The following is a 26229-nucleotide window of genomic DNA, read 5'->3' as shown; positions in this document are numbered from 1 at the left end:
GGCTGCATTCCTATGACAAGGAGCGATTCGGCTACCCCGCGCCACAAATCAGGTAAGCCGGCTAGCGACAACCCCGTTCTGCAGTCACTCGGGGAGCAGCTGGCTGACCGACGTCGTGAGCTCGGGCGGCTACAACAAGACGTCGCAGATGCTGCCGGAGTCTCGCGATCAACCCTGCACACCATCGAGCACGGAGGAACCGGGGTGCGCTGGGAAAAGGTATTCGCGGTGGCAGCAGAATTGGGGCTGCGCCCCAGCTTCCAGGAGGCCTAGCTTTCTGTTCCTTTGTCGCCTTCGTCGCGGCGCTGCTGGCGCTTGCGACGCTCCTCTTCGGCCCGGCGCTGCTTAAAGCGCTCCTTCTCGATGTTCCACAGAAAGTCCGGGTCATCATCCGGCCCCTTGATGGCCGGCGGCTGCTCCTTTGGCCGTGACTGGGGCCCGAACGCACGCCACAACAAGTAGATGGCAAGGACAACGAGGAGCAAGAGCAGCAGGCGACCCATAAGCAGCCAGCCTACTCGGCTAGGGTTGGCCAGGTGAACGAGAACCAGAACGCTCCCGAACTCGACCCAGCCGTGGCCTCCCGTGCGCGTCGCGCCGCGGTGATCTACGGACTCGCACGCCTGGGGCTTTTTATCGCACTGACAGTTCTCATCGAGCTGATTGCCGTGCTGATCGGCGCGCCCGTGCCGCTAGTCATGGCCGCACTGTTGGCGCTGATTGTGGCTTTCCCGCTGTCCATGCTGATCTTCTCGGGTTTGCGTCGCGACGCCACGCAGGCCGTCGCGGAGTTCTCCCGCCAACGAGCTGCCCGCAAGCAGTGGGTGCGTGACGAGCTCTCGTCTCGCTAGCGCCCAAACAAAAACGCGATGACCAGGATCGCGGGTAGAGACAAAAACGTGGTGAGGAACACCGTGTCGCGCGCGATGGTCTCGCCCTGGCGGTAGGTCGCCGCGTAGTTGTAGATGTTCTGCGCAGTCGGCAGAGCAGCCAACACGACTGCTGCGTACAGCACGTCGCCACTGAGGCCGATGGCTTTGGCGATGAGGAACGCGCAGGCCGGCATCACCGCGACCTTGAGGGCGGTGGCCGTGAGCGTGCCGGCTCGTTCGGACTTGAGTACCGAACCCGCCGTCAGTGAGGCTCCGAAGCTCATGAGGATCATGGGCACAGACGCCCCGCCGAGAATGCGGATGGGCTCCAGGATTGGGGTCGGGATCGTGATGCCGGACAGCGAGATCAACAAAGCGCTGACGGCAGACAGCACGATCGGAGAGAAAACGGCCTGGCGCACAGATCGCCACACGCCAGACGAGCCAATGAGCGCCAAGATGATGGGCGTGAACAGGGACATCTGCACCAACAGCGTGGGAATCACATGTGCTGCGTCTCCGAGGACGTAAAGCGACACCGGCAGCCCGATGTTGACCGAGTTGTAGTAGCTCGATGCGCCCGCGCCCATCGTGGTGGTCGCGCGGTTCTGTGGGAAGAACAAGCGCGAGATGACCACATAGATCAGCGAGGTGGCCACCGTGGCCAGCGATACGGCCAGGACGACTGGGGAGGCAAACGTTCCCGGGTCTGTGGTCGTGACCGAGGAGAAAATGAGCGCAGGCGTGGATGCATAGAAAGCCACGCGGTTGAACATCAACCGGTTTTTGCCCTCGATGACTCCGCGGCGGGCCAATAACCAGCCCACTGCCACGACCGCGAAAATGATGGCAAAACCTGTGAGCACTCCCTGCATGGTGTGAGAGTTTAGGCGCTTCAGGCCGTGGGGCTGGGTGAGGGCTGATCGGGGCCGCAGCCACAGAGCTCTAAAGGAATCGCTCTAAAGGGCTCGATTTTCGGCCCTAAACCTCTAAAGGGCTACTGCTTTGTGCCGATTCCTTTAGAGCTCTGGCGTATAGGACTCCCAGCGCTTTGGCGCATAGCGCGCTGGCAGGCGAAGGAACCAGGCAAAGGAACCAGGCGAATAAAGCGTCGTTAAGCGGAGCCGAGCCCGAGCAGCAGCGCGGTCACCACGCTCCAGATGAGCATCGCGCGCCCATTGCCTCCCAGTACCGGGATCAGCGCAGGCCCGCGGGCGCCCGACAGCACGGTGCGCACGCCGGGAAGCACCAGCACGGCGCTGAGCACGCCGACGGCCAGCGGCCACCACGCACAGATCAGAATCAGCGACGCCACCGCGGGCAGGAACGACAAGACGGCGAACAGCGAACGCGAGCGCTGCTGCCCTAAGCGCACGGCCAAGGTGATCTTGCCGGCCTCGTTATCTGAGGGGATGTCGCGAATGTTGTTGGCCAGGTTGACCGCGGCGGAGATCCCACCGATGGCGATTGCGCACACCAGGCCCAACCAGCTCACCACACCGGCCTGGGTGTATTGCGTGCCCAGGACGGCGACGAGCCCGAAGAAGATGAACACGGCGACCTCGCCCAGCCCGCGATAGCCGTAGGGGTTCTTGCCCCCGGTGTAAAACCACGCGGCGGCGATGCACAGCGCGCCAAGCAGGATGAACCACCAGGCGCTCAACAAAGACAACGCCACCCCGGCCACGCCCGCAACCCCGAACGCCAAGAACGCCGCGCGCTTCACATGCGCCGGTCGAGCCAGGCCTGAACCGGTAAGTCGCACCGGGCCAGAGCGGTCGTCATCGGTACCGCGGATACCGTCGGAGTAGTCATTGGCGTAGTTCACGCCCACGATCAACGCCCACGCCACCACCAACGCCAGGAAGGCCCGGAACAGGTTGGCGCCGCTCGACCAGCTGGCCGCGCCGGTGCCCACGATGACGGGAGCGAAAGCATTGGCCCAGGTGTGGGGGCGGGCGCCGCGAAGCCAGTCGCGGGCGGTTGCGGGGTACGTCGATACTGCCATGCGACTCATTGTGCCTTGGGCGGTAGGGTGATTCTTCATGTGGATCGACTACGTGGCCAAACAGGTCGTCGTAGCTGTTCCTAACCTGCTGCGTTCGGTGCCGTTGATGGTGGCTAACCGTCTGTCGCGTGTGCGGATTCCCCAAAAGAGCCCGCACAACGTGGTGATTTCGCTGACCAGTCACGGTGGGCGGCTGCGGCATGTGCATTTGACGCTGGAATCTATTGCGCGCGGCAATCTCCAGGCCCCGGTGGTGCTGTGGCTGGATGAGAAGGACTTCCACGCCCCTTGGCCGCGCTCGCTGCAGCGCCTGGTGGATCGTGGGCTGCAGGTCCGCTGTTCCGACGGCTCCTATGGCCCGCACACCAAGTATTGGTCCACCTTCCGTGAGCTGGCCGGCACGGGCACCCGCGTGGTCACGATCGACGACGACATGATCTACCCGGAGTGGCTCCTCGAGCGCATGCTGTTCATCGGGCAGCTGCGCCCCGACTGCGTGGTGCCTTATCGCGCGCACCGCATCGAGCTGCGCGCCGGGCGCATCATGCCGTACAAGAAGTGGTCGCCGGCCAATACCTCGGATGCCTCGCTCCTGCACTTTGCCACGGGTGTTTCGGGCGTGCTCTACCCAGCGAGCTTTGTGGACTTCGTGGTCGCACAGGGCGACGCTTTTATGGAGCTCTCCCCGCGTGCCGACGACGTCTGGCTCCACCTATGCGCCCTCCGCTCCGGCCACCAGATCCGCCAGGTGTTCTCCCGCCCGCGCAGCTTTGCCGTCAATCCGCCGGCTCAGCGCGAGGCGCTCGTGCGTGGCAACACCATGGGGGGCGGCAACGACGCCCAAATCGCCCAGGCTTACACGCCCGAGGACGTCGCGCACTTGGTGCGCATCAGTCAGCTCGAGGATTAAAGAGCTTCTCGACGCCCGTTCTATCCACCTTGCCCGGACCAATCCGCGGAATCTCTGCCAACCGGCGCAGGTCCTTCGGCAGCTGCCAGCGGGGGAGGTGATCCAGGGCGTCGAAAACCTCATCGACCTCTGCGCTGCCTTCGTAGACTGCGCAGACCGCCTGCCCGAAGCGGGGGTGAGGAACGCCCACCACGCAGGCCGAATCGACTCCGGCGATGGTGGTCAGTTCGCGCTCCAGGACCTCCGGGTGCAGCTTGAGGCCCCCGGTGATGATGACCGAGTCGAGCCTTCCCGTGATGGTGAGCAGGTCATTGTCCAGCACGCCGCAGTCCGTGGTGGCAAACCAGCCCTCTTCGGCAAAGGCCTCGTGGTCCGGGTGGTTGCGATACCCGTGCGCAATCATCGGTCCTCCCAGGTAGATGCGGCCGTCCTGCACCCGCACCTGGGCGCCTGGGAGCGCGCGTCCGTCGTACACGCATCCACCGGCGGTTTCTGAAGAGCCATAGCTGGTGACCACCGAGATTCCCAGCTTGGAGCACGCCTCGAGGTCCTTGGGGTGCACGGCTGCCCCGCCAACCAGGATGGCGTCATAGAGACGCAGTGCCTCGATGCCGGTAACCCGCTCCAGGGCCTTGGTCAGCTGCATGGGAGAGATGGAGGTGTAGATGCGATCGCCTGTCTCTTTAAGCTCGCGGCTGGCGGTGAGGAAGGCATCGACATCAAAACCTGCGCTCAGATCGAGAGCGAGTGGCTCGACCCCAGCCACCAGGTTGCGGGTGATCACCTGGAGGCCAGCAATGTGATGCGCGGGTAGGGCGAGCAGCCACTGTCCGGGCCCGCCGAGGTGCTGGTGGGTGGCATCCGCGCTAGAAATGAGATTTGCCGCGGTGAGCTGGGCTCCCTTGGGGGTTCCGGTGGACCCGGACGTCGACATGATGACGCTGATCTCGTCGTCGATGGGGTCGTTGATGCGCATGGCATTGCGCAGGATCTCCGTGCGGGCCCGGTCGTGGGCGGGAACCGGCAGGAGGGCCGAACCTCCCGCGATGGCACGCTCGACTGCGGGCACTAACGCCGTGGGGTTGGCCAGATCAACGGGGACGACCTCGATGCTTTTCACGTCATACATTTAAACCCCCGCTTGGCGCTGGGTGCCTGGCGGGGGTGACGTGGGGCAGTGGCTACTAGGCAGTGACGGCCGTGCTGCCAGCGGTTTCGGTGTGGTCATTTGCGTTGCGACGCTTACCCAGGATGGCGTCGATGCTCAGTGCACCCGCACCGGTGCCGGCCAACAGAAGAGCGCTGGTGCCAATCGCGCCGACCAGCTCCCAACCGCCATTCTGGGCAAAGATGCCGTTGGGCAGGTGGGCGAAGATCGCTGCCCCCAGCATCACCAGGGCGACGATGATGCCGACGATGCGGGTCCCCAGGCCGAGGATGAGCAGGATGCCGCCAACGAGCTCGACGGTGGCCACCGCAGGGGCGGCCAGGCCAGCGGCCGGAACTCCCATCTGCTCGAAGCCGGTGACGGTGTTGCCAATGCCGGCAGAAAACTTCTGCCAGCCGTGGGCGACGAGGATGACACCGAGGATGATGCGGGCGATGAGCTGGGACACGGAGGAGATTGCGGTCATGGCCACAAAAGTAGGCGGGGAGGGGCAGTGGGTCAAGTTGAAAATTCAAATACTGTGGTGGGTGTGTGCCAAACCTCTAAAGGAATCGGACCAAAGGGCGCCAAAAATGACCACAGAGCTCTAAAGGGCGGGTGGTTTGGTCCGATTCCTTTAGAGCTCTGTGGAGCAGTCCCAAGACGAGCCCCTAGTAGTAGAAGGGGAACTGCTCCCAGTTGGGATCGCGCTTGTGCAGGAACGAGTCGCGCCCCTCGACGGCCTCGTCGGTCATGTAAGCCAGGCGCGTCGCCTCGCCGGCAAAGACCTGCTGGCCCATCAGGCCGTCGTCGACCAGGTTGAACGCAAACTTGAGCATGCGCTGGGCAGTCGGGGACTTCCCGTTGATCTCGCGCGCAGCCTGGATAGCCTCAGCTTCCAGTTCATCGTGAGAAGCAACGATGTTCACCGCACCCATGCGGTGCATGTCCTCGGCGGTATAGGTGCGGCCTAGGAAGAAGATCTCCCGGGCGTTCTTCTGGCCCACCATGCGTGCCAGGTAGGCGGAGCCGTAACCGGCATCGAAGGATCCCACGTCAGCATCAGTCTGCTTGAAACGGGCGTGTTCGCGGGACGCGATGGTCATATCGCAGACGACGTGCAGCGAGTGTCCGCCGCCGGCAGCCCAGCCGCCCACGACGGCAATGACCACCTTGGGCATGGTGCGGATCAAGCGCTGGACCTCGAGGATGTGCAGGCGCCCACCCTCGGCCTTAGCGCGGGCGGTGTCTACTGTCTCGGCGGTGTCCCCAGAGGCGTACTGGTAGCCGGAGCGTCCGCGGATGCGCTGGTCGCCACCCGAGCAGAAGGCCCACCCGCCGTCCTTCGGCGACGGTCCGTTACCGGTCAGCAGCACCACACCCACACTGGGGTCGCGCCGGGCATGGTCGAGCGCGCGGTAGAGCTCGTCCACGGTGTGGGGGCGGAAGGCATTGCGGACTTCGGGGCGGTCGAAAGCGATGCGGACGATTCCGTCGGCACGCGAGGTACCCACGTGCCGGTGGTAGGTGATGTCGGTCAGGTCAGCGAAGCCGTCGACAAGCGTCCATTGCGAGGGGTCGAAGGTCATAGCGCGGAGTGTAGTTCGGTGATGGTGCGGGCCATGCGGTGGTCGCGGGACGTGATGGCGTCCACGTCGTGACTCTTGAGCGTCACGGTCACGGAGTTGTAGGCCAAAAGGACGTCGGGGTGGTGATCCGCCTTGTCCGCGGCCTCGCCGATGGCGACGACGAACTTCACGCCCTGGTTGAAGTCGGTGGTCTCAAAATCGGCGACCAGCAGGCCGTCGACCTCTTCGAATGCGCCTAAATCTTCAGCAGTCATGCCCCGTAGTCTAGGGGGCATGGTTCCAGCTGTGGAAGAGATCATCGAGCGCGCGCACGTTGTTGCTTTGCCAATGGCTGTGCGCTTCCGGGGCGTCGACACACGCGAGGCCGTGCTGATTGAAGGACCGCGCGGCTGGGGTGAGTTTGCCCCGTTTGAGGATTATTCCCCGCGCGAGGCAGCTGCGTGGCTGCGCAGTGGAATTGAGGCTGCCTGGGAGGGCTTCCCGGATCCGGTGCGTAGCTCAGTAGAGGTCAATGGCACGATTCCCGCGGTGCCGGCGGAGAAGGTCGCCGAGGTGGCAGCGCGTTTTCCCGGCTGCCAGACCTTCAAGGTCAAGGTGGCCGAGAAGGGCCAGACCCTGGCAGACGATATTGCCCGCGTCGCGGCGCTGCGAGAAGCCGTGCCTAACGCAATCGTCCGCGTCGATGCGAACCGCGGGTGGAACGTGGACGAGGCCGTCGAGGCGGCCAAGGCCCTAGGCCCGCTGGATTACCTGGAACAGCCGTGTCACTCTGCCGAGGAGCTCGCGCAGGTGCGCATGCAGCTGCAGCGTGCAGGCATCTTCTGTCGCGTCGCCGCCGATGAGTCGATTCGCCGCAGTGAGGATCCCTACCGTGTGGCTGAGCTCAGGGCAGCCGACGTTGCGGTGGTCAAGGTCGCACCGCTGGGCGGGGTACGTCGTACGCTGCAGTTGGCCAGCGACCTCAACGCCCGCCACATGGACATCACGGTGGCCTCGGCGCTCGATACCGCCGTGGGGCTGAACGCCGGGCTCGCCGCCGTCGCCGCGCTGGGCAGCGTGGAGGACGACGAGGGGATCGACGTTCACCCCAACCCCGCTGGACTAGCCACCCAGGCCCTGTTCGTGGAGGACGTCTGCGAACCCCGCCAGATCGTCGACGGGCATCTGGACGTCACGCCCCAGGCGCCAGACCCTGCCCGGTTGGAGGATCTATCTGCGGAGGCAGGGCGTCGAGAAGCATGGCTGGAGCGGTTGCGCGCGGCATACGCGTATCTTTGATGGGTATGACTGAGGACAACGAGACTCGCTACCTCGGGCCCACCGGGCGGCGGCCGGAACCCCAGCCCGAGCCGCAGCCGGCGCACCAGCCCCGAGCACGCCAGTACTACCCGGGTGAATACGACCCCAACTACCAGCCGGAATACCGTGCTGGCTACTCCGGATACGCGGCACCTGCCCCGCAGCCCGCACCGGAGCCTGAACCGCAGCGTTCGTCGAATGCCGGAGTGACTGTGCTCGGCGTGCTCTTGGCGCTAGCGCTCATCTCCGCCGGCGTGCTGTTTTTCATGTGGAAGGCCGCCTCTGACCGGGCCAATCAGCCGCCACCACCGCCGGTGACGCAGACGGTGACGGAAACCGCCCCGCCGGTGACCGTGACCGAGACCAAGCGGGATCTGCCCATCCCGTCCGAGCTGCCAACCCAGGACCTGCCGAATAGTCGCGACGTGGAGTCCTTCCTGGATAGCCTGCTGGGCAACACGGGTGCTGGTCAGGAACCGGCAACCGCTCGCTAAACCAGGCGGGATAAACTCGCGGGCATGTCCGCCTCACCTGAACTTGCCCGCATTGTTGCGCAACAGCTCGCCCAGCACGTCACCGACGTCGTTCTGTGCCCAGGGTCGCGCAACTCTCCGCTGTCGCTGGCTCTGCTGGCGCGACGTGACCTGCGAGTGCACACGCGTATCGACGAGCGAAGCGCTGCCTTCCTAGCACTAGGCATCGGACGTGCCAGTGGGCGACACGCAGCGGTGGTCACCACCTCGGGAACCGCGGTAGCCAACTGTGCCCCGGCCATCACTGAGGCGGCGCACGCCCATGTTCCGCTGATCGTTCTCTCTGCAGATCGCCCGCGTCGCCTGGTGGGAACGGGCGCGTCGCAGACCATCGAGCAGGTGGGTATCTTTTCCACGGTCGTAGAGACCACTCAAATCGCCGCGCCCGAGGACATCGCCCTGATCGCGGAGGCAGTCAAGCGCCCAGCGGTCCACCTGAACGTGGCCCTGGATACGCCCCTGGTCGATTCCGAGCTTCCCGAGCCGGAGGGACAGCCCGTGGCCGCGACCCGACGCAGCCCGGTGTCGCTGCACGTGGATCACGGCGAGGCCACCCTGGATATTTCGAAAGACACCCTGGTCATCGCAGGCGACGAAGCCTGGGAAGTTGAGGGGCTCGAATACGTTCCCACCCTGGCTGAGCCGAGCGCTCCGGCTCCCTTCGAACCCGTGCATCCGCTGGCCGCTGGCCTGTTCGCACGCGGAGAGATCTCGGTCGACGGTTCCAGCGACTACGCCGAGTACGTCGCACGCACCAAGCCGGAGCAGATCGTGGTGGTCGGCCATCCCACGCTGCACCGTTCGGTGCTGGCACTGATGTCCGATCCCTCCATCGACGTCACTACTCTCACCCGGTCCGAGACGGTGACCGACCCGGCTGGGGTGTCGCGCCGGGTGGCCAGCCGCGTCAAGGTCACCGGCCAGCCGCGCAAGCAATGGCTCAATGTCTGCCGGGGCTTGAGCGAGACAGCGGCCGAGGCGGTGCGCACCGTACTGGCGGATGAGCAGTTCGGTTTCACCGGGGTGCACGCCGCGGCCGCTGTGGCCGACGGGCTGGGAGTGGGCGACAGCTTCGTGCTCGGCGCATCGAACCCGGTGCGCGATGCCGCGTTGGTGGGCCTGCCTTTCGGCGGTGTGGATGTTTATGCCCCGCGTGGGGCAGCGGGTATCGACGGCACAGTGTCGCAGGCCATCGGTATCGCCCTAGCCACGCAGTCCGCGGACCCCGAAGCCGTGCGCGCACCCCGCACCATCGCCCTCATGGGGGATGTGACGTTCCTGCACGACATTGGCGGCCTGCTCGTCAGCCCGGATCAACCGGCTCCAGAAAACTTGACCATCGTGGTCGCCAACGACGATGGCTGCGGGATCTTCGAGTCGCTGGAGGTGGGCCAGGACAGCCTGCGGCCCAGCTTCGAGCGGGCCTTTGGCACTCCGCATGGAGTGGACCTGGAAGCAGCCTGCGCGGCGTATGGGGTGAACTACGTGCTGGCAGGGGATCTGAAGGAACTGATCACGGCGGTAGAACAAGCAGCGGAGGAACCCGTCGGTATCCAGGTCATCGAGGCTAAGACCACCAGAACCACTCGGCGCGCTCTGGATGGCGCACTCAAGAAGGCCATGGGGCTGTGAGTGCGCTGCCACGCCCTAGCCGGGCGACCGTTCGCCGTCGCTTGCGCCAGCTCGTCTTGGCGCTGGCAGCCTGCGCGCTGCTTGGGTGCGTGAGCATGGTGGGCGGGGCGGCGATTAACGATTCCACCATTCATCGCAATCCCGGGCGCGCCCTGGCCACGGTGACTGGGCAGTCGTGGCTGCGGACCTCGGTGAGCTACCAGGACGAAACCGGGGTGTACCATTCCCCGCCAGCGGGTCTGCTCTATCCCGTCGGGCTCGGGGAGGGGCAGAACGTGTGGGTCACTTACGCCAAGACCAACCCCGAGATAGTCAAGGTGGAGGGACGTGGCTGGAGTTTGGCGATCATTCCTGCGTTAAGCGTGGCGGTGGTCAGCTTGCTCATCGCAGGATTATGCTTAGCCGGCGTGAACTGGGCTACGCGGCCGAGAACCACGGATTCAAGCGTGACCAAGGTTTAGCGAAATCGAAACCGGGACTTCACACGAAGTTTCCTTGAGTTTGCAAAGGTGTGGCGCATGCGAGTTGCAATCGTGGCGGAATCGTTTCTTCCCAACATCAACGGGGTAACCAATTCCGTGCTCCGCGTGCTCGAACACCTCAAGGAGCACGGGCACGACGCCGTTGTGATCGCTCCGGGCGCGCGTGACTTTCAGGAAGAGATCCCTGATTACCTCGGCTTCCCGATTCGGCGCGTGCCTACCGTCCGCGTCCCGCTTATCGATTCGCTGCCCATCGGCGTGCCCAACTCCATCGTCGCGGAGACTCTGCACGAGTTCCGCCCCGACGTCGTTCACCTGGCAAGCCCATTCGTGCTGGGTGCTTCCGGTGCCTTTGCCGCCCGTCAGCTCCGCATCCCGGCGGTGGCCTTGTATCAGACCGACGTGGCGGGTTTTGCCTCCAAGTACCACCTGACGCCGCTGGCCACCGCGGCCTGGGACTGGACGCGCACCATTCACAACCAGTGCCAGCTCACGCTCGCTCCCTCGTCGCTAACCATCGCGCAGCTGGAACGCCACGGCATCAACAACGTGCACCATTGGGGCCGTGGGGTGGACACTGTGCGCTTCGATCCCGCCAAGCGCGACGACGCTTTGCGACGTTCCTGGGACCCCACCGGTAAGAAGAAGATCGTCGGATTCGTTGGCCGCCTGGCTCCGGAGAAGGGCGTCCATCGTCTTGCCAGCCTGGGCGGGCGCGATGACATCCAGCTCGTGATCGTGGGCGATGGACCGTCCCGCGGAGAGCTGGCCTCGCGCATTCCCTCCGCGGTCTTTACCGGAGCCCTGGGTGGAGATGATCTGGCCCGGGCCTACGCCTCGCTGGATCTCTTCGTCCACGCCGGGGAATTCGAGACGTTCTGTCAGGCCATTCAGGAGGCCCAAGCCTCTGGCGTGCCCACGATCGGTCCGCGCGCAGGCGGTCCGGTGGACTTGGTCCAGGACGGTGTCAACGGCCTGCTGCTCGATGTGGACACTTTCAGTGTCGATCTGCCCGCCGCTGCGGAGTGGCTTCTCGACGACTCCCGGCTTGACCAGTTGAAGCGGCAGGCCCGCCAGTCCGTTGCCAACAAGACCTGGTCTGCGCTCGGCGATCAGCTGTTGAGCTACTACGCCACTGCGATCGAGCGGGAAAAGTCGACCTCCCGCGGCCCTTTCGGGCTGCGTCTGGAGCTTCCGGAGTGGGCCACGCGGGGCCTGGGCGGCCGCGTAGCCTAGACTCGACTCCCGTGGGACGAGCAGACCTGGACAAACAGCCCTTTGACGTAGCGTCGATGTTTGACGCGGTGGGGAAGAACTACGACCTCACTAACACCGTGATCTCCTTTGGGCAGGATCGCTACTGGCGCTCGCGCGCCACGCGCCGCCTAGCCCCCCAGCCGGGCGAGCGCGTCCTGGACGTGGCGGCCGGAACCGCTGTGTCCACCGTGTCCCTGGCCGAAACAGGTGCGTGGTGCGTGGCCTGCGACTTCTCCACCGGCATGCTGGCCGCGGGCGAGAAGCGGGAGGTGCCCAAGGTGGTAGGCGACGGCATGCATCTCCCGTTCGCCGATGAGTCCTTCGACGCGGTGACCATCAGCTACGGGCTGCGTAACATCCACGACTTTCGTGCGGCTCTGCGCGAATTCGCCCGCGTGACCAAACCCGGGGGCCGGCTGCTGGTCAACGAGTTCTCCACGCCTACGGTTCCTCTGCTGAGCACGGTGTACAAGGAATACCTCATGCGCTTGCTGCCCAAGGTGGCGCGCGTGGTGTCCTCTAACCCGGAGAGCTACGAGTACCTCGCAGAGTCCATCCGCGCCTGGCCCACTCAGGAGGAGCTAGCCGCCGAGATCAACGCCAATGGCTGGCGCGAAGCGGGTTGGCAAAACCTCACCTTTGGCATCGTTGCGCTGCACTCTGCCGTAAAGCGCTAGCTCCACAGCGGGCTGGAGCGACGGACAACCCGGGCTCCTCGTCCAGCGAGGCGCCAGGCGCGCGCCAGTAAGTCCTTGTCCTCCTCGGTAACGATGTTGGCCATCAGTCGTGCTGCGGCCGGCATGAGAAGCGGACCGAGCGGGGAACGCAAGGCCACGGGCCCGACCAGCGGTAGGAACTGCGGGTAGGTCAGCAGCCGGGCGGCGGTTCGGGCGAGCGTGAAGGCCTCCCCGTAGGTTTCGCGCAGCAGTGCCGGCCAGGCTTCGGTGGCATCGCCGGCCTCCAGGACGTCCAGGCATAAGCGCGCCATCTCCAGGCCGTAATCGATGCCCTCGCCGTTGAGGGGATTAACCCCGGCGGCGGCATCGCCGATGAGCACATAGTTTTTCCCGGCAACACCAGACACCGCTCCCCCCATGGGTAGAAGTGCGCTGGTGACCTTGGTCGGTTCGCCCAGGCCAAACTCCGCGCGGTAGGTGTCTGCGTAGTGCTTGAGCAGCTTCTTGGTATTCACCTGAGCGGGCCGAGCCTGCGTGGACAGCGCGCCACACCCCAGGTTCATCTCGCCGTTGCCCAGCGGGAACATCCACCCGTACCCAGGCAGGATCTCGCCCTCGGTGCCGCGCAGCTCGACGTGCGAGTGCATCCACTCATCGCGCGAACGCTCAGACGTGACGTAGGAGCGGGCAGCCACGCCGAAAACCTCTTCGCGGTGCCAGGTACGCCCCAATTCTTTTCCTAGTGGGGAGCGCACTCCGTCGGCGACCACCACGTGGCGGGGCTGGAGATCGTAGGAGCCGTCGGGCCCGGTGACCTGGAGGCGAACGATCTTGCCGTCCTCTACGTCGGGGGCGTGCGCGGTCGATGAGGAGCGCAGGTCAGCGCCGGAGTCGCGGGCGGTTCGGGCCAGCAGGGCGTCGAAAAGCGTGCGGGGCATGGCCGAGCCCTCGGCGCCGAAGGCGGACTGTGGCCAGGGCGCGGTCACTGAACCGCCGTACCCATGGAGTTTGAGGCCCCGGTTGCGGTGCGTACGCAGAATCTGCTCGGCCAGGCCGAGGTGGCGCAGCTCGTGGATGGCGCGCGGAGTGAGTCCGTCGCCGCAGGTTTTGTCGCGGCCCAGCTCTCCCGATTCCAGCAGAATGACCTCGCGGCCCCGCCTTGCTGCCGCGATCGCCGCCGCGGAGCCAGCCGGGCCAGCTCCCACCACCACCAGGTCCACGTGTGCAGTCATGGGCGTCATTGTCGCACCTCGCTGACCCTGGCGTGTAGCTGGCATGGACTTTGGACTACGGTTAGGGAGACATTTGCCCCGGCCGAATATAGGCCCGAGAACGAGGAACGCCACGAGAATGACCCACGGCCAGAACCCGCCACAGCAGCACGCCGGTTCCGTCGATCTCGGTGACCCCGAGCTCAACGCCCGCGTCGCCACCGGCATGGAGGCCGTGGAGCAGCGCCTGGCCGATGAGCTGGCGGTGGGGGAGGACTTCGTCCTGGAGAAGGCGGCGCACCTCGTGCACGCCGGAGGCAAGCGCTTCCGCCCGATGATGACGCTGCTGGCCTCCGAGTTCGGCAAGCACCCGGGGTGCGAGGACGTGATCAAGGCCGCGACTGTCGTCGAGCTGGTTCACGTGGCCACGTTGTACCACGACGATGTGATGGACGAGGCCGACCGCCGCCGCGGGGTGGAATCCGCCAACTCGCGGTGGGGAAACTCCGTGGCCATCTTGTCCGGCGACATTCTGCTTTCCCACGCCTCGGCCCTGATGGCTCAGCTCGACGTGGAGACCGTCGCGCACTTCGCCGACACCTTCCGCATGCTGGTCACCGGCCAGATGCGCGAAACCATTGGCCCGCGTGATGGCGATGACGTCGTGGAGCACTACCTCAAGGTCATCGAAGAAAAGACCGCAGTGTTGATCGCCTCGGCCGGCCACCTGGGCGCCATCCACTCCGGCGCGAGTTCCGAGCACGTCGACGCGCTGCGCACGCTCGGCAGCCTGATCGGCATGATCTTCCAGATCGTTGACGACGTCATCGACATCTTCTCCACCTCCGAAGAGTCCGGCAAGACGCCCGGAACCGATTTGCGCGAAGGCGTGCTCACCCTGCCGGTGTTGCTGGCGATGGAGGGCGACGGTGAGGTGGCTCAGGAGCTGCGCTCGCTTCTCGACGGTCCCCTGCACTCCGACGATGACGTTAACCATGCCCTCGATCTGCTGAGCCGCTCAAACGGCCGTGAGCGCACCCTCGAGGTGGTCAATGACTACCTCGCTCGTGCAGAGGAGCAGTTTGACCGCCTGCCCGACATCCCGGCCAAGGCCGCGCTGCGCAGCCTGTGCCACTACACGGTCAGCCGAGTCGGATAGGGCGATTTATGGGGTTTATGCTGGCGATTTGCCGGGGACCCCAGTTTTCGTAGTAAAGTCATATCCCGCACGCCAGGTTGCCCGAGCGGCCAAAGGGAGCGGACTGTAAATCCGCCGGCATTGCCTTCAGAAGTTCGAATCTTCTACCTGGCACCATGTGCTTGAAAGTCCCCGTCACTTATGTGGCGGGGACTTTTCGTGTTCCGGTTAACCCTCGCCACGACCGCGCCTGGCAACTTTGCAGTACACCCTGGCCCCAAAAGTTGGCTGTCCGTTATGCATTGTTGCCAGCCGGCGCGCCGGGTGAGGCTGTTGTGAGCACCTTGCGCGGGGCGCTCCCTAACGGCCCAATTCCCTCGGCTCGACACCTGGAGCACTTAGTGAAGGTAAAACCCCAGGTCGCGCTGTGCGAAATGCTTCCAGGTGTCGAGCCGAAAGATTTTGCAGGGGCACGTCCTCATTTCGTGTTGCAGGTCGTGCTGGTGTGGGACGATCGTTAAGAAAACGAAAAACAGCAGAAAAAGTGCCACTGAACTGGCGATTTGTGTGTTTGCGGCCTGCCGGGTTAATCTTTCCAAGGCTTCAGCGAGAAGGCGCAAGCACTTCGAGTGAAAAGTCGATGCCCCCTTAGCTCAGTCGGCAGAGCGTCTCCATGGTAAGGAGAAGGTCAACAGTTCGATTCTGTTAGGGGGCTCTGTTGTTGCCAGGCATTGTTTGGTGGCAGCCCTGGCGGTGTAGCTCAGCTGGTGAGAGCGCGCGACTCATAATCGCGAGGTCGAGAGTTCGAGTCTCTCCACCGCTACGACTCACCTTTGATAAGGTGGTCCGTATTGTTCCCAGCGAACGATGCATAGGGGCGTGGCGCAATTGGTAGCGCAACGGTCTCCAAAACCGTAGGTTGCAGGTTCGAGTCCTGTCGCCCCTGCCACGTACTTCCATTTCCGAGGAGTTCATGTTGAGCGAGAACCAGACCGCAGGATCGGGTTCCGCCCGTCCTACTGGCAAGCGTCAGCTGTCGGGATCGAGCACCGTCTCCACCTCCTCCTACCAGGCTAAGAACGCCCAGGCGGTCCGCGCGGCGGACAAGAATGAGAAGCCGGGCGGCGGCCCCACGAAGTTCCTGCCAGAGGTAGTTACCGAGATCCGCAAGGTGATCTGGCCTACTGGTCGCGAGATGGTCACCTACACCATCGTCGTGTTCTCCTTCCTCATCCTGCTGACTGCCCTGGTGTGGGGCATCGATCAGCTGGTTCGCCTGGGAGTTGAAGCGGTACTCACGCCGTAGTAGCCTCATAAACAACATGATTTCCCGCCTAGCCGCCCCGGCTAAGGCGGGATAATTTTTCCCAAAACCCACTAAGTACACGAGGAGTCGAAAAAGATGAGCGACGAGCAGGATTCCAACCTCGAGGTTGAGTACGTAGCCGAGCAGGAGGCTGAGGCTAACGAGGCCGTCAACGCTGATAACCCGGATGGCGCTGTCGCTGACGCTGCCGCCGCTTTGGGCGACACCTCCGAGGCCGATGCGGACAGCGAGTACCGCCGTCGTTTGCGCGAATTCACCCGTGAGCTGAAGAAGCAGCCGGGCCAGTGGTACATCATCCAGACCTACGCCTCGTACGAGAACAAGGTGAAGACGAACCTGGACATGCGTGCTCAGACCCTGGAGGTTGAGGAGTACATCCACGAGGTCGTCGTCCCGATCGAGCAGGTTGTGGAGATGAAGGACGGCAAGAAGAAGATCGTCAAGCGCAAGCTGCTTCCGGGTTACGTTCTCGTCCGCATGGAGCTCAACGACCGCGCTTGGTCGGTTGTGCGCGACACCCCGGGTGTGACCAGCTTCGTGGGCAACGAGGGCAACGCTACCGTGGTGCGCCACCGGGACGTCTCCAAGTTCCTCATGCCTAAGACTGCCCCGACGGAGGAGGGCCAGCAGGCTCAGGCCAACTCCGAGGGCGAGATGGTTATCGCAATGCCGGAGGAGCAGGAGGCTCCGAAGTTCGCTCACGACTTCCAGGTCGGCGACGCAGTTACCATCCTGTCCGGTGCACTGGCCAGCGTCTCGGCGTCGATCTCCGAGATTGACCCGTCCACGGGCAAGATCCAGGCTCTGGTGTCCATCTTCGGTCGCGAGACCCCGGTGGAGCTGACCCCGGATCAGATCGAGAAGATCAACTAACCAGGTTTGCGGCAGCGATTTGGGTTGAACCTGGCTGCTGCCGTATTCTGAACAGTCGCGTGTGCTTGCCATCGTGTAAGCGGCGCGACTCATTTACTTTTTCACGTCCCCGGTGGCCCGCTTGAGGCGAGCATCCGGTCGGGGAGAAGTTTTCCCCGTTACCTAGGAGGTACAAAACTATGGCCAAGAAGAAGGTTTCTGGCTTTATCAAGCTCCAGATCGAGGCTGGCGCCGCTAACCCGGCTCCGCCGGTTGGCCCGGCGCTCGGTGCGCACGGCGTCAACATCATGGAATTCTGCAAGGCTTACAACGCTGCTACCGAGAACCAGCGCGGCAACGTTATCCCGGTGGAGATCACGGTCTACGAGGACCGCTCCTTCGACTTCAAGCTGAAGTCCCCGCCGGCTGCCAAGCTGCTGCTCAAGGCTGCAGGCCTGCAGAAGGGTTCCGGCGTTCCGCACACCGACAAGGTCGGTTCCGTGACCTGGGATCAGTGCAAGGAGATCGCCGAGACCAAGAAGGCTGACCTCAACGCACGCGACATCGAGGCTGCCGCCAAGATCATCGCCGGTACCGCCCGCTCCATGGGCATCACCGTCGAGAACTAAACACTCCATCCGTGGGAGGGCCCGGGCACTGTGACCCGGCCCGAACTACTTACACACCACAAAGGAATTCACCATGGCAAAGAAGTCCAAGGCTTACCTGGAAGCCAAGTCCAAGATCGACTCCTCCAAGCTGTACCACCCGCTCGAGGCTGTGAAGCTGGCTCAGGAGACCTCCTCCAAGAACTACGACGCCACCATCGACGTCGCTGTGCGCCTGGGCGTTGACCCGCGCAAGGCTGACCAGCTGGTTCGAGGCACCGTCTCCCTGCCCAACGGCACCGGTAAGACCGTCCGCGTGGCAGTCTTCGCTGAGGGCGAGAAGGCTACCGAGGCTGAGGCCGCTGGCGCTGACATCGTCGGCACCGAGCAGCTGGTCGAGCAGATCACCGCTGGCAACATCGACTTCGACGTCGCCATCGCTACCCCGGACCAGATGGCCAAGGTTGGCCGCGTCGCTCGCGTCCTGGGCCCGCGCGGTCTGATGCCGAACCCGAAGACCGGCACCGTGACCGCTGACGTCACCAAGGCCATCCAGGAAGTCAAGGGCGGCAAGATCGCCTTCCGCGTCGACAAGGCTGCTAACCTGCACGCCCTGATCGGCAAGGCTTCCTTCTCCGCTGAGAAGCTGGCCGAGAACTACGGTGCGCTTCTCGACGAGATCCAGCGCCTCAAGCCCTCCTCCGCCAAGGGCATCTACCTGAAGAAGGTCACCGTGTCCTCCACGTCCGGCCCGGGCGTCCCGGTTGATCCTTCCGTGCAGAAGAACTACGCTCAGCAGGCATAAGTTCGCGTCACGACGCTAAGCCCCGTTCCACCGTTACAGTGTGGAGCGGGGCTTTGTTGTGGGCTGGTTGGATCTCTGGGCCTGGTCGACCGGAAGCGTCTAACTCAGCATCCCCTCGACCTCGTCCGCACTTGGCGGCTGCGCACCCGTTCGCGAACAGGTGATTGCCGCTGCGGTAACGGCGTAGCGCCCGATCCTCTCCCAGCCCTGTTCGAGCAGATTTCCTGGAGTGGCCTCGGCTTGGTCGAGTTGTGCGCAGATGGCGCCAAAGATGGTGTCGCCTGCCCCGATGGTGTCCTTCACGGTGGTGGGTACGCCTGGGATCTCAATTCGGTTTCCGCCTACCGCAATAACCAGACCGTCCTCTCCGCGGGTGGTCACCACCACGGGAACGTCCAAGGAAATGTCTGAGAAGAACTCCAGCTCCTCTTCCGAGAGCTTCAAAATGCTGACGTGCTGGAGCATACCGGCCAGGCGCGCGCGATGCTCCGCGGTATCCGAAAGCGGACGGATGTTGGGGTCCAGCGCCACGATGCAGCCCTGAGCTGCGAGTTCTTTAGCTGCCTCTACGTAGCGGTCGGCAGCTGGGGGCAGAGCAAGCGAGAGAGTTCCAAAGGCTGCTACGCGGGGCTCGGCAAGAACCGGGCTATGAAGGCGATCAGCGGTGCCCTCGACATAAAACGAATAGGTAGCCGAGCCAGTGTCGTCGATGGAGGTGACGGCCAGGGTCGTGGGTTCTGGGCCGCGCTCCAGGTAATCGAGGTTGACTCCTTCGTCGGTGAGGGCGTTAGCCAACTGTTGGCCGAAATGATCCGTCGATAAGCGAGAGTGAAATTGCACGGAGCTTCCCAACCGAGCCGCAGAGATGGCGGCGTTAAAGGGGCCGCCGCCTAGGGCGGGCTGCAGCGGGGCGAGCGGGGAGTGGTCGGTGGGCACGAGGTCGACGAGTCCCTCGCCGTACACGCTGATCATGGAGTTTTCATCCTTTCGTGTCTGTTCGGGCATGAAAACCGGGCATAAAACAACAGAAATATCTTATTCTTAGAGTATGTCTCGTGACTTCTTGCGGCCACAATGGCATCTCACCGCTCCTGCAGGCAGGCTCAATGATCCGAACGGACTGTTCCTAAGCGGAGATAAGCTCCACGTCTTCTACCAACACGATCCAGTCTTTCCTACGAGGCCCAAACGTACAGGCTGGGGGCACGCCACGATCGACCTTGGCGGCGATCTCATTCCCCGCCACCTGCCCGATGCCCTGTACCCGCATTTGCCTTATGACCTTGACGGTTGCTATTCCGGTTGCGCGGTGCCGCAAAACGAAGGCGTTCGCCTGTTCTACACCGGAAACGTCAAGGTCAATGGTGAGCGCTACACTTCGCAAAATCAGGTTCACCTCTCCGATCCAGACGGTCCCCATGGGGGAATCTTCAGGCCAGACCCGGCTAATCCGCTCATCGATGGCCCTGCTCCAGGCTTTACCGCCCACTTCCGTGATCCCCACGTCACGTGCGATGAACAGGGGTGGCGCATGGTTATCGGAGCGCAGAACGACGCCCTGGAGGGACAGGTTGTGCTCTACCGTTCCCAGGACTTGGATTCCTGGGAATTCCAGGGACCACTAAACTTCGACCGGCCTGCACCTCGTGGGTACATGTATGAATGCCCGAATCTGCTTACCATGACTGATACGCAGACGGGGGAGCAGCGGGATGTTTTGGTTATCTGCCCACAAAGTGACGTCGACACGTGCGTTTATGCTGTGGGGCTTCTCGACGGAACGAGCTTCCACATCGAGACAGACTTCGCACCGCTGGATTTCGGCCACGAGTTCTACGCGCCGCACCTGGTTTCCCGCGATGGGCGTGCCCTGATGATGGCCTGGATGGGGTTGCCTGGCCGTGATGAGACCCCGACCGAGGGGTGGGTCCATTGCCTCACTGCGGTGCGTGAATTGGTCTTGGAAAACGGACGGATCAAACAAGAGATCCTGCTTCCTGAACAGGCGCTACAGACGCGAGTCGACCTTGCAGACGAAGAACGTGTCTTGACGGTCTTCGACTCGCATGGCAATCCCGGCCCGAGGGTGCATTACGAGCCTGAAAAGGGGACATTGACGCTCTCGCGGGAAGGGGACATTCGATCCATGGCGTGCGGTTCGGGCGAACTGCACCTGACTGTTGATGGATGCGCCCTGGAGCTGACCGCGGAAGATGGCCTAGTGGCGGCTGCCAGCATGGCGTATGGCGACTGGACGGAAATTACAGAAGAAAGGCTATAACTGTGGACCACTCACTTGTTGCCGATCGGGTGCTGAAGGCTCTCGGCGGCGAGGACAACATCGTGGCTGCCGCCCACTGCGCAACGCGTCTGCGACTGGTGCTCAAGGATGCTGATCGCGTAGATCGAGCAGCCCTCGATAACGACGAGGACCTGAAAGGCACCTTCGAATCGGGAGGTATGTTCCAGGTCATCGTTGGTCCGGGTGACGTTGACACCGTCTTCGCGGAACTCGATAAGAAGACCAGCAAGAACATCGCGGTGAGCACGGATGAACTGAAGAATGTCGCCGCTAAGTCCGGCAACCGCTTCACCCGGGCGGTCAAGGTGCTGGCGGATATCTTCGTGCCGTTGATCCCCATCCTGGTCGGCGGCGGTCTGCTCATGGCGATCAACAACGTGCTGGTCGCCGGTGGTTTATTCGGTGAGCAATCTCTGGTTGAGCGCTTCCCGCAGATCGCCGGTTTGGCCGAGATGATCAACGTCCTCGCGTCCGCCCCGTTCGCCTTCCTGCCCGTTCTGGTTGGTTTTACAGCTACTAAGCGATTCGGCGGTAACGAGTTCCTGGGCGCGGGCATGGCCATGGCCATGGTCTCACCAGCACTTGTCTCGGGTTATGAGGTTGCCCAGACCATCACAGAAGGCGAGATGCCTTACTGGGATCTCTTTGGTCTGAATGTTGCGCAGGCTGGGTACCAGGGAACCGTGCTGCCGATTCTGGTGGTCTCGTGGTTGATCGCCACGGTGGAAAAGTTCCTGCGTCGTCGCCTTAAAGGGACAGTTGACTTCCTGGTCACGCCAGTGCTCACCCTGCTGGTGACAGGCTTCATCACTTTCATCGCAGTGGGACCGGCCATGCGCTGGGTCGGTGACATGCTGGGCTTGGGTCTGGCGCGCGGGTATGAACTCGCCGGTCCGCTGGGCGGCCTGATCTTCGGTTTGGTCTACTCGCCGATCGTGATTACCGGCCTGCACCAGTCGTTCCCGCCCTTTGAGATCCAGCTGTGGAATCAAGGCGGTTCATTCATCTTCGCCATCGCTTCGATGGCCAACATCGCACAGGGCGCTGCCACCCTTGCTGTGTACACGCTTGCTCGAAGTCCCAAACTCAAGGGACTTGCGGGAGCGTCGGGCATTTCAGCGATTTTCGGCATCACTGAGCCTGCGATCTTCGGCGTGAACCTGCGGTTGCGCTGGCCCTTCTTCGTCGCGATGGCCGGTGGTGCGCTGGGCGGAATGCTCGTCGCTCTCTTCGGCGTGACAGCATCGGCTCTCGGTGCTGCTGGCTTCATCGGCGTGGTATCGATCTCCGAGGGCGACTGGATCCCCTTCCTCATTGCCGCCGGTGTCGTCTTCGTAGTTACCTTTGCAGTCGCCTGGATTTATGGACGCACTCTGGTCAAACGCAATGGCTCCATCGATCCGGACGCAGTCGAAGCGGTTCAGCCAGTGGCTGCCGCGCCGTCGTCTACCGCTGTTCGAGTGAATTCACCTTTGACGGGGGAAGCCGTTGACCTTTCCACGGTCGAGGATGCGATGTTCGCTTCGGGCAAACTCGGCGCTGGTGTCGCCGTCATTCCCACCGATGGCCGCCTGGTCGCTCCCGTCGATGGAACGGTGACTGTCGCATTCCCGTCGGGGCATGCATTCGCTGTGCGTGGGGAATCCTCGGACGGCCAGCGTATCGACGTTCTCATGCACATCGGCTTCGATACCGTCCAGCTGAAGGGGCAGCACTTCACCCCGCACGTTTCCAAGGGGGACACCGTCAAGGCTGGGGATCTGCTCTGCGAGTTCGACATCGCAGGAATCGAAGCCGCCGGATACCAGGTCACAACCCCCGTGGTGGTGAGCAACTCCAAGAAGACCGGCCCGGTCGCTCCTGTGCTTGAGCTACCCGCTCAAGTGGCAGGCGGGGATGAGCTACTTGCGGTTGAGCCCGCGCCCGTGACTACGGGGGCATGAGAAAACCCGGCTGAGCATCTCTGCATTGCTCGCCGGGTTTTAATTTTTAACAGCGCCTACCGCTGCACGGGCTCGCGGTTGCCCAGGCGGACCTTCTTCACCTCGCGCCCGGAGTCGACATCCGAGTCCTTGAACCCGAAGAGGTAGGTCAGCACGAAGGCGACGACCAGGGCGGTGGCCGAGGCGATGAGGAAGCCCCAGAAGCTGAAGTCCAGACCCTCGGGGTTGATAAACGAGCTGAAGCCGATGAGCGATCCGGTAAAGCCCCACATGTTCACGTTGAACAGGCCGGTCAGCAGGCCGCCGGCGGCACCGCCGATGGAGGCCATGGCGAACACGCGGCCGTACTTGAGGTTCACGCCGTACATCGCCGGCTCGGTAATGCCACAGAACGCGGCGATGGCGGCCGGGCCGGACAGCCCCTTGATCTTCTCGCGGCGGGTCTTTACAAACACGGCCAGCACAGCACCACCCTGGGCGACCATGGTGGCCGAGATGATGGCGTTCAGCGAGGAGTTGCCAGTGGCCGCGATGTCCTGCGCTACCAGCGGGATCACGGCCCAGTGCAGACCGAAGATGACCAGGCACTGGTAGAAGCCGCCAATGATCAGGCCGGAGATGGTGGGGGAGAAGTCGTAGACGCTCTGGATACCGTTGGCGATGCCGGTGGAGATGAACGTAATCACCGGGCCGAGGACCAGCAGGATCGCCAGGGAGACCACCACGACCTCGATAAGCGGCACAAAGATCATGCGCACCATATTCGGGATGACCTTCTTCAGCCAGGGCTCGATGCGCGAGGCTAGCCATGCTGCCACGATGATTGGGAAGATGGAGTAGGAGTAGCTGGCCATGTGGAAAGGCAGCCCAAAGAAATCCGCATTCAGCGACATACCCGCGATCGAGCGTGCACCCTCACCTTCGGACATCTCCAGGATGGAGGGGTAGGTGAGCACACCACCGATAATCGCCACAATAACCGGGTCCGCTCCCAGCCTGCGCGCAGCGGTGAAGCCGACGAAGATCGGCAGGAAGTAGAAGACCGCGTCGCTCATCGCGTTGATGATCTCGTAGGTCTGCGAGTCACCCGTGATTACCTCGAAGGTGGTCAGCAGCGACAAGATTCCCTTGATGATGCCGGCCGCAGCCAGCAGACCGATCACCGGAATCATCGAGCCGGTGATTACGCCGATCAGCTCCGAGAATCCGTGCTTGGCCCAGCCGAGCGCCGACGTCGGCCGCTCCTTCTGGGCACTCGCATCCGCTGCCACCTCACCGCCAGCGGCCTGCTCACCCAGCTGCGCGATGAGCGCGTCGTAGACGTCCTCGACGTCTGGACCAATGACCACCTGGTACTGGCCGCCTGCGCGCATCACCTGCAGCACCCCGTCGAGCTCGCTGATTGCGGCATCGTCAGCCTTCGACTCATCGTGCAGGTAGAAGCGCTCACGCGTGATGCAATGCGTCAGGCTGCGCACGTTCTCCTTGCCACCGACCAGACGAATGATGTCCGCGGCCAGCGCGTCAAAGCCGGTCAGCTCCGTTTTTTCGCTTCTCGACGCAACAACGCCCGCCAAGTTAGGAGTAGCTTCCGCGGCTACTTCGCCGGCACGCACATGGCCGTCGACAAGCGAAATTCCCGACATGGTCTTGGCGTAGTTGGAAATCACCACCACGATGGTGGCGTCTTTGCCAGCCTTGGCGATGGTGGTCGTGTCCATCGTGGCGATCTGCTGGCCCGCCGAGACGGTGTCCCCGCGCTGAACGTCGAGGGTAAACGGAGCGCCGTCGAGCTCCACTGTGTCGATGCCGAGGTGGACCAGGACCTGCGTTCCGTCGGCGGTTTCGATGCCCACCGCGTGCTTGGTCTTGGCCACCATGATGACGGTGCCCGCGACCGGGGCGACCACCGCGCCACCTGGGGTGTCGGTAACGGCGAATCCCTCGCCCATTTTCTTGGAAGCAAACACGTCGTCGCGAACATGTTTGAGGTCGACGACGGTGCCTGCTGTCGGGGACAGCAGGCTCAGCCGTGCCTGCTCAGATTGGGGCATGAGCTAACTCCTAGCGAGAAAACTGGACAATGTCAGTGGCTATTAATCTAACCCGAACTATGGGCATAAACAGGCAGTTTGTGTGTCTTTGCTCCCCTAACAGGGGTGGAGGCGTTTGTCCACAGTCGGCGATTTGGAATGCACGTGGACGGGCTGTAGTGTTTCCGGATGAAGTTTGATCGCCCTCGTGGCGATTTCAAGTTTCACCGAAGACCGTCGGTCATCCCGGTAAGCGGGATCGAAGGAACTCCGAGTATGGAGTTGGCCCACGCAGGAGACACTTGTTCGCATTGATGTGCGCCCTGTGCCTGCTGCACGGGGCTTTTCTCATTCGTGGGAAGGGCTCCGGCGGATCACATGTACGACACAAGGGAAAGGAGGCGTTGGTCAATGGCGAACCCGAAGAACACCGCAGAACTCGCCGTTCTGAAGGAGAAGTTCTCTGAGGCTTCTTCCGTTTTTCTGACGGAGTACCGCGGCCTGACCGTCTCGCAGCTGCAGGAGCTGCGTAACGATCTCGGCTTCGACGTCGAGTACCACGTCGCCAAGAACACCCTCCTCAAGATCGCTGCCGCTGAGCAGGGAATTGAGGGCCTTGACGAGCACCTCACCGGCCCCACCGCCGTCGCCTTCATCAAGGGCGAGGCAGTGGACGCTGCCAAGGTGTTCAAGAAGTTCGCCGAGGGCAACGACAAGCTCGTTGTCAAGGGCGGCTACATGGACGGCAACGCTCTGTCTGCTGACCAGGTCAAGGCCATCGCCGAGCTGGACAACCGCGAGACCACCCTCGCAAAGCTGGCTGGCGCCATGAAGGGCAATCTGGCAAAGGCAGCCGCTGTGTTCAACGCACCGGCAACCAAGATGGCGCGCCTCGCCGTCGCTCTGCAGGAGAAGCAGGAAAACGCCTAAGGCGTTTTACCCGCTACCAACACCACATACATATCGCTGCTTAATCCCTGAAGGATTAAGCGCACAACAGAAAGGATGCCACCATGGCTAAGCTTTCCAAGGATGAGCTCATTGAGGCCTTCAAGGAGATGACCCTGATCGAGCTCTCCGAGTTCGTCAAGGAGTTCGAGGACGTCTTCGAGGTTGAGGCTGCTGCTCCGGTTGCTGCCGTCGCCGCTGCTCCGGGTGCTGAGGGCGCTGCCCCGGCCGAGGAGAAGGACGAGTTCGACGTCGTTCTGACCGACGCTGGCGCCAAGAAGATCGGCGTCATCAAGGCTGTCCGCGAGATCGTCTCCGGCCTGGGCCTGAAGGAAGCCAAGGAGCTCGTTGAGTCCGCTCCGAAGGCCATCCTCGAGGGCGCCAACAAGGACGACGCTGAGGCTGCTAAGACCAAGCTGGAGGAGGCTGGCGCCTCCGTCGAGCTCAAGTAAGCTCGCCGCTTAAGCGTCTTTACGCTTTCAACCCCCGCCAAGCTGATGCTGGCGGGGGTTTTGCCATGCCCGGACTACTGGCGCGCGTGGGTGGGGCGCTGCCGAGTGCAAATGTTTACAGGACCCGTAGTGCCAGCCTTGTTGTGAGTCACCCTGCAACAAGGAGGCAATCATGTTCACACCCGAAGAAAAGCGTCAAGCAGT

Annotated in this window: 28 protein-coding genes and 4 tRNA genes; 22 read left to right on the top strand and 10 right to left on the bottom strand. The window is 63.1% G+C overall.

Going from position 1 to position 26229, the window contains the following annotated elements; genetic code table 11:
* Positions 1-12 precede the first annotated feature (12 nt).
* On the top strand, positions 13-273 hold the full coding sequence (locus tag FHE74_RS06330) for a helix-turn-helix transcriptional regulator (protein WP_139465668.1): 261 nt from the start codon (positions 13-15) through the stop codon (positions 271-273).
* Here FHE74_RS06330 and FHE74_RS06325 read toward each other — a convergent pair.
* Complete coding sequence (locus tag FHE74_RS06325; protein ID WP_139465667.1) at positions 270-503, bottom strand: hypothetical protein; 234 nt, start codon at positions 501-503, stop codon at positions 270-272. The genes FHE74_RS06330 and FHE74_RS06325 overlap by 4 nt on opposite strands.
* A 33-nt stretch (positions 504-536) precedes the next feature.
* On the opposite strand from FHE74_RS06325, the gene FHE74_RS06320 reads away from it, so the two are divergent.
* Positions 537-851 carry a DUF4229 domain-containing protein gene (locus FHE74_RS06320; RefSeq protein ID WP_139465666.1) on the top strand — a complete coding sequence of 105 codons (315 nt, stop codon included), beginning with the start codon at positions 537-539 and terminating at the stop codon, positions 849-851.
* Here the strand turns inward: FHE74_RS06320 and FHE74_RS06315 are convergent.
* Together FHE74_RS06315 and FHE74_RS06310 are read right to left on the bottom strand one after the other, a co-directional pair.
* Positions 848-1747: an AEC family transporter gene (locus tag FHE74_RS06315; RefSeq protein ID WP_139465665.1), complete on the bottom strand. Its 900-nt coding sequence runs from the start codon at positions 1745-1747 to the stop codon at positions 848-850. The two genes, FHE74_RS06320 and FHE74_RS06315, sit on opposite strands and share 4 nt — an antisense overlap.
* 239 nt (positions 1748-1986) lie before the next feature.
* The gene (locus tag FHE74_RS06310; protein ID WP_139465664.1) at positions 1987-2880 is read right to left on the bottom strand and encodes a 1,4-dihydroxy-2-naphthoate polyprenyltransferase; all 894 of its coding nucleotides are present in this window, start codon (positions 2878-2880) and stop codon (positions 1987-1989) included.
* Positions 2881-2917: 37 nt separating this feature from the next.
* Between FHE74_RS06310 and FHE74_RS06305 the strand changes: the two genes are divergently transcribed.
* The gene (locus FHE74_RS06305; RefSeq protein ID WP_139465663.1) at positions 2918-3790 is read left to right on the top strand and encodes a glycosyltransferase; all 873 of its coding nucleotides are present in this window, start codon (positions 2918-2920) and stop codon (positions 3788-3790) included.
* Here the strand turns inward: FHE74_RS06305 and menE are convergent.
* The 4 genes from menE to FHE74_RS06285 all read right to left on the bottom strand — a co-directional run bounded on the left by menE (position 3771) and on the right by FHE74_RS06285 (position 6780).
* Complete coding sequence (gene menE / locus FHE74_RS06300) at positions 3771-4919, bottom strand: o-succinylbenzoate--CoA ligase (RefSeq protein WP_139465662.1); 1149 nt, start codon at positions 4917-4919, stop codon at positions 3771-3773. The two genes, FHE74_RS06305 and menE, sit on opposite strands and share 20 nt — an antisense overlap.
* A gap of 55 nt (positions 4920-4974) precedes the next feature.
* A complete protein-coding gene (locus FHE74_RS06295) occupies positions 4975-5424 on the bottom strand; it encodes a DoxX family protein (RefSeq protein WP_139465661.1) in 450 nt (149 codons plus the stop codon).
* A 184-nt stretch (positions 5425-5608) separates the two neighbouring features.
* Positions 5609-6526, bottom strand: a complete 918-nt coding sequence (locus tag FHE74_RS06290; protein WP_139465660.1) for a 1,4-dihydroxy-2-naphthoyl-CoA synthase — start codon at positions 6524-6526, stop codon at positions 5609-5611.
* Entirely contained in the window at positions 6523-6780 is a 258-nt protein-coding gene (locus FHE74_RS06285) for a 4a-hydroxytetrahydrobiopterin dehydratase (RefSeq protein WP_218973320.1), read from the bottom strand. The genes FHE74_RS06290 and FHE74_RS06285 overlap by 4 nt, the downstream gene beginning before the upstream one ends.
* A gap of 19 nt (positions 6781-6799) precedes the next feature.
* Here FHE74_RS06285 and FHE74_RS06280 point away from each other — a divergent pair, with 19 nt between their 5' ends.
* From FHE74_RS06280 to FHE74_RS06255, 6 genes are read left to right on the top strand one after another with little or no spacing between them, the layout of a single operon-like run.
* The gene (locus FHE74_RS06280) at positions 6800-7804 is read left to right on the top strand and encodes an o-succinylbenzoate synthase (protein ID WP_139465658.1); all 1005 of its coding nucleotides are present in this window, start codon (positions 6800-6802) and stop codon (positions 7802-7804) included.
* 5 nt (positions 7805-7809) lie between these two features.
* Positions 7810-8319: a hypothetical protein gene (locus FHE74_RS06275; RefSeq protein ID WP_139465657.1), complete on the top strand. Its 510-nt coding sequence runs from the start codon at positions 7810-7812 to the stop codon at positions 8317-8319.
* Positions 8320-8343: 24 nt separating this feature from the next.
* Positions 8344-9990, top strand: coding sequence for a 2-succinyl-5-enolpyruvyl-6-hydroxy-3-cyclohexene-1-carboxylic-acid synthase (gene menD / locus FHE74_RS06270; RefSeq protein WP_139465656.1), 1647 nt, complete (start codon positions 8344-8346; stop codon positions 9988-9990).
* Positions 9987-10451 (top strand): DUF3592 domain-containing protein, encoded by a 465-nt coding sequence (locus FHE74_RS06265; protein ID WP_139465655.1) that lies wholly within the window; start codon positions 9987-9989, stop codon positions 10449-10451. Before menD ends, FHE74_RS06265 begins: the two co-directional genes overlap by 4 nt.
* A gap of 57 nt (positions 10452-10508) precedes the next feature.
* Positions 10509-11708 carry a glycosyltransferase family 4 protein gene (locus FHE74_RS06260; protein WP_139465654.1) on the top strand — a complete coding sequence of 400 codons (1200 nt, stop codon included), beginning with the start codon at positions 10509-10511 and terminating at the stop codon, positions 11706-11708.
* Positions 11709-11719: 11 nt separating this feature from the next.
* Positions 11720-12406: a demethylmenaquinone methyltransferase gene (locus tag FHE74_RS06255; RefSeq protein ID WP_139465653.1), complete on the top strand. Its 687-nt coding sequence runs from the start codon at positions 11720-11722 to the stop codon at positions 12404-12406.
* Here the strand turns inward: FHE74_RS06255 and FHE74_RS06250 are convergent.
* Positions 12403-13638 (bottom strand): geranylgeranyl reductase family protein, encoded by a 1236-nt coding sequence (locus FHE74_RS06250; protein WP_246049211.1) that lies wholly within the window; start codon positions 13636-13638, stop codon positions 12403-12405. The two genes, FHE74_RS06255 and FHE74_RS06250, sit on opposite strands and share 4 nt — an antisense overlap.
* Before the next feature lie 118 nt (positions 13639-13756).
* Between FHE74_RS06250 and FHE74_RS06245 the strand changes: the two genes are divergently transcribed.
* The 9 genes from FHE74_RS06245 to rplA all read left to right on the top strand — a co-directional run bounded on the left by FHE74_RS06245 (position 13757) and on the right by rplA (position 18347).
* Positions 13757-14776, top strand: a complete 1020-nt coding sequence (locus FHE74_RS06245; protein WP_139465651.1) for a polyprenyl synthetase family protein — start codon at positions 13757-13759, stop codon at positions 14774-14776.
* A 71-nt stretch (positions 14777-14847) separates the two neighbouring features.
* Positions 14848-14932 (top strand) — tRNA-Tyr (locus FHE74_RS06240).
* Between the two features lie 465 nt (positions 14933-15397).
* Positions 15398-15470: transfer RNA gene (locus tag FHE74_RS06235), tRNA-Thr, on the top strand.
* Between the two features lie 34 nt (positions 15471-15504).
* Positions 15505-15578, top strand: a tRNA-Met gene (locus FHE74_RS06230).
* A 50-nt stretch (positions 15579-15628) separates the two neighbouring features.
* Positions 15629-15704, top strand: a tRNA-Trp gene (locus tag FHE74_RS06225).
* Positions 15705-15731: 27 nt separating this feature from the next.
* Positions 15732-16061 carry a preprotein translocase subunit SecE gene (gene secE / locus FHE74_RS06220; RefSeq protein WP_139465792.1) on the top strand — a complete coding sequence of 110 codons (330 nt, stop codon included), beginning with the start codon at positions 15732-15734 and terminating at the stop codon, positions 16059-16061.
* Between the two features lie 96 nt (positions 16062-16157).
* A complete protein-coding gene (gene nusG, locus FHE74_RS06215) occupies positions 16158-16955 on the top strand; it encodes a transcription termination/antitermination protein NusG (RefSeq protein WP_139465650.1) in 798 nt (265 codons plus the stop codon).
* Positions 16956-17134: 179 nt separating this feature from the next.
* On the top strand, positions 17135-17563 hold the full coding sequence (gene rplK, locus FHE74_RS06210; protein WP_139465649.1) for a 50S ribosomal protein L11: 429 nt from the start codon (positions 17135-17137) through the stop codon (positions 17561-17563).
* 73 nt (positions 17564-17636) lie between these two features.
* Positions 17637-18347, top strand: coding sequence for a 50S ribosomal protein L1 (rplA, locus tag FHE74_RS06205; protein ID WP_139465648.1), 711 nt, complete (start codon positions 17637-17639; stop codon positions 18345-18347).
* Positions 18348-18446: 99 nt separating this feature from the next.
* On the opposite strand, the gene FHE74_RS06200 is transcribed toward rplA, so the two are convergent.
* Positions 18447-19319 carry a carbohydrate kinase family protein gene (locus tag FHE74_RS06200; protein ID WP_139465647.1) on the bottom strand — a complete coding sequence of 291 codons (873 nt, stop codon included), beginning with the start codon at positions 19317-19319 and terminating at the stop codon, positions 18447-18449.
* A 76-nt stretch (positions 19320-19395) separates the two neighbouring features.
* Here FHE74_RS06200 and FHE74_RS06195 point away from each other — a divergent pair, with 76 nt between their 5' ends.
* Positions 19396-20628, top strand: coding sequence for a glycoside hydrolase family 32 protein (locus FHE74_RS06195; RefSeq protein ID WP_139465646.1), 1233 nt, complete (start codon positions 19396-19398; stop codon positions 20626-20628).
* Between the two features lie 2 nt (positions 20629-20630).
* Positions 20631-22592, top strand: coding sequence for a sucrose-specific PTS transporter subunit IIBC (locus FHE74_RS06190; protein WP_139465645.1), 1962 nt, complete (start codon positions 20631-20633; stop codon positions 22590-22592).
* Between the two features lie 56 nt (positions 22593-22648).
* Here FHE74_RS06190 and FHE74_RS06185 read toward each other — a convergent pair whose 3' ends face one another.
* Positions 22649-24646 carry a PTS sugar transporter subunit IIABC gene (locus FHE74_RS06185; RefSeq protein ID WP_139465644.1) on the bottom strand — a complete coding sequence of 666 codons (1998 nt, stop codon included), beginning with the start codon at positions 24644-24646 and terminating at the stop codon, positions 22649-22651.
* Positions 24647-25036: 390 nt separating this feature from the next.
* Here FHE74_RS06185 and rplJ point away from each other — a divergent pair, with 390 nt between their 5' ends.
* On the top strand, positions 25037-25555 hold the full coding sequence (rplJ, locus tag FHE74_RS06180; RefSeq protein WP_139465643.1) for a 50S ribosomal protein L10: 519 nt from the start codon (positions 25037-25039) through the stop codon (positions 25553-25555).
* A gap of 83 nt (positions 25556-25638) precedes the next feature.
* Entirely contained in the window at positions 25639-26025 is a 387-nt protein-coding gene (gene rplL, locus FHE74_RS06175; RefSeq protein ID WP_139465642.1) for a 50S ribosomal protein L7/L12, read from the top strand.
* The last annotated feature ends 204 nt before the right edge of the window (positions 26026-26229 follow it).

The organism is Corynebacterium tapiri, assembly GCF_006334925.1.
GTDB lineage: Bacteria > Actinomycetota > Actinomycetes > Mycobacteriales > Mycobacteriaceae > Corynebacterium > Corynebacterium tapiri.
The sequence above is the reverse complement of the archived record's forward strand: the minus strand, read 5'-3'. Positions and strand labels throughout refer to the sequence as shown.